The 3,323-nt window shown below is 70.2% G+C and carries 1 pseudogene; it reads right to left on the bottom strand.

Annotated features, from left to right (window positions below):
• A pseudogene (locus tag ACWD4U_RS34645) lies at positions 1 to 3,183 on the bottom strand (hypothetical protein); the annotation flags it as partial.
• Positions 3,184 to 3,323 lie beyond the last annotated feature (140 nt).

The following is a 3,323-nucleotide window of genomic DNA, read 5'->3' as shown; positions in this document are numbered from 1 at the left end:
GGTGCCGCCGGCTTCGGGGGTGTAGGGCACCTGGGGTATGCCGGTGCGGGGGTCGGGGTGGACGTCGAGGGTGGGGGATGCGGGGGCGGGTGTGGTGGTGGGGTCGGGGATGGCGGTGAGGTCGGCGAGTACCGCGGTCCAGTCGGTGTCGCGGAGGGAGGCGAGCCAGTACCTTCCGGGGCTGCTGGGAGGGGGCGTGCTGGTGGGGGGTTGGCCGGCCGGGTCGGTGGTGGGTGAAGGGTCGTCGGGGATGGGGATCGGGTCGGCGGTGGCGCTGGAGTCCTGGTGGTCGGTGTAGAGGGCGTCCAGGAACTGCCTGGGGTTTTCCTCGACCTTGAGGATGGAGTCGAGGAACCGCTGACCGGCTACGGGGCTGGCGGGGGTGCGGTCGGGGCTGTCGGGCCGGCCGGGGTCCGTCGCGGTGGCGTCCGGTGGGGAGCTCTCGGCCTCGGTCATCGGGGTGTCGGTGGGCGTGGTGGGGCGCGGGGGTGTGCTGGTGGGGGGTTGGACGGTCGGGGCGGTGGGAGTAGCGGGTGACGGGTCGTCAGGGAGGAGGAACGGGTCCGCGGCGGTGCTCGAGTCCTGCTGGCGGGAGTAGAGGGATTCCAGGAACCGCTGGGGGTCGTGCAGCTCTTCCTCGCCCTCGAAGAGGGAGTCAAGGAACCTCGCGTCGACCTCGGGGCTGGCGGGCTGGTCCGGCCGGCCGGGGTCCGCCGCGGTGGCCTCCGGCCGCGGGCCATCCTCGCCGTGCGCCCCGCCAGGGAGATGCGGGTCGTCGTACATCAGGAACTCGTCGAAGTTGACTTCCTCCTCGTGGTCGGATTCGAGGGCACCGGCCTGCGGCATCAACTCGTCACGGAGGCCGGTGCCCTCCGCAGCGAGGGATGGGGTGGTCTCACGGGGTGGAGGCGTGGGCCGGCCGGGGTCCGTCGCGGTGGCGCCCGGCTGCGGACCATCCTCGCCGTGCGCCCCGCCAGGGAGATGCGGGTCGTCGTCCATCAGGAACTCGTCGAAGTTGACTTCCTCCTCGTGGTCGGATTCGAGGGCACCGGCCTGCGGCATCAACTCGTCACTGGAACCGGTGCCGTCCGGGGCTCCGAGTGGAGTGTGGGGGGAGGGCTGGTCGGCCTGGGCCGGTGTTCCCTCGGAGGGCCGGTCTCCATCGGCGCCGGGCACAGGGTCCGCGGCCCTGCGGTGGGCGTGTTCCTCCATCGCGATGCGGTACTTGTACTCGGCAGTCGGCTCGTCGAAAGGTGTCACGTCGCCCTCGGGTGTGAAGCCGTCGCCTTCGGTGCGGGACCACTCCACGACCCGGTGGCCGTCCTCGCCGGCCAACCGCGGGTACCAGCCGGGGAAGGGCTCGCCCACCGGGTGATCGGCCGGTGCCGCCGGCACACCCATCGTCATGCCGAATACGTAGCGGCTGCCGGGCTTGAATGGCCCGTTGCTCTTGGACTTCCAACCGAGGGCGGCCTCGAACGAATCGCCGGTGGCGTTGGTGAACGTGACCATGTCGCCGGTCCGCGCGCCTTTCAGTGCCATGTATGAGAACAAGTCATGGCGCTTACCCGTCGGCAATTTGAAGTCCTTGCCGTTGACGCTGACGGCGTTCGCGTTCGCGGTGGTGTAGAAGAGTTCCGGGACGCGTTCGCGGAAGTCCTGCGGGCCGGTCGGGGCCGGCAGGTCGGTGAACGGCCGCTCGGCCTTCTCCGCCGCAGTCCGGAACTTGTACACCTCGAACGGCTCGTCGTACGGCATTACACCGCCCTCGGGCGTGAAACCGTCGCCTTCCGTACGGGACCACTCCACGACCCGGCGGCCCGGGTCGCCGACCACCCGCGCGTACCAGCCGGGAAACTCCTCACCCACCGGGTGATCGGCCGGCACCCCCGGCACACTCATCTTCAAGCCGAACACTGCCTTGGGTTTGCCGACCGGGCAGAGCTGCTGCGTCGTGGGCTCGTCGAGGGATTTCTCGAACCGCTCGCCGACGGCGTTGGTGAACCTGACCTTGCTGCCGACCAGCTCGCCCTTCAGCGCCTGGTACGTGAACCGGGCACGCTCGGCCTCCGAGCTCGGCAGCACGAACTTCCTGCCGTTGACGTTGACCCCGTCCATGGCCGCGACCACGTGGAAGGACTTCGGGACGCGCCCGAGGAAGGCGACCGCGGTCGTCCCGTCCGTACGCCCGCCCCCGACCGCCGGAGCCGCGCGCTCGGCGACGGGCACGGGGTCTGCGGCCCTGCGGCGGGCGTGTTCCTCCATCGCGATGCGGAACTTGTACTCGGCGGTCGGCTCGTCGAACGGCGTCACGTCGCCCTCTGGTGTGAAACCGTCGCCTTCCGTGCGGGACCACTCCACGACCCGGCGGCCCGGGTCGCCGACCACCCGCGGATACCAGCCGGGGAAGGCCTCGCCGACCGGGTGATCGGCCGGCACCCCCGGCACACTCACCGCCACGTTGGCGATCTTTTGGCTTCCGGGCTGGAGGGGCCCCGTGGTCTCGATCCTGTGCCCGAGGGTGGTCTCGAACCAATTGCCGGCGGTGTTGGTGAGCGTGACCTTCTTGTCAGTGCGCTTGCCCCGCAGTGCATTGTTCGCGAACAGTTTACGGCGCTCACCGTTCGGCAGTTTGAAGTTCTTGCCGTTGACGCTGACGCTGGTCGCGTTGGCGGTGGCGTAGAAGAGTTCCGGGATGCGTTCGCGGAAGTTCTGCGGGCCGGTCGGGGCCGGCGGGTCGGTGAACGGCCGCTTGGCCTTCTCCGTCGCGATCCGGAACTTGTATACGGCGGTCGGCTCGTCGTACGGCGTCCCGTCGCCCTCGGGTGTGAAGCCGTCGCCTTCCGTGCGGGACCACTCCACGACCCGGTGGCCGTCCGCGCCGGCCAACCGCGCGTACCAGCCGGGAAACTCCTCACCCACCGGGTGATCCGCCGGCGCCCCCGGCACACTCATCTTCACGCCGAACACCGTGGTGTTTTCGCCGGCCGGCCAGACCTGCTGCGTCGCGGACACCTCGAGGGGTCCCTCGAACCACTCGCCGACGGCGTTGGTGAACCTGACCTTGCTGCCGATGATCTCGCCCTTCAGCGGCTGGTGCGCGAACCGGGCAAGCTCGGCCTTCGATGTCGGCAGCGCGAATGACCTGCCGTTGATGGTGACCGTGTCCTTTGACGCGGCCACGTGGAAGGCCTTCGGGAGGCGTCCGAGGAAGGCGACCGCGGTGGTCCCGTCCGTGCGTCTGCCCCCGACGACCGGACCCGCGGACAGGAGCGCCGGCACCGGGTCCTGGCCCGGGTGCCCACGGTCGTCGTCGATGTCCA

The sequence above is a fragment of the Kitasatospora sp. NPDC002522 genome (assembly GCF_053595195.1).
The sequence above is the reverse complement of the archived record's forward strand: the minus strand, read 5'-3'. Positions and strand labels throughout refer to the sequence as shown.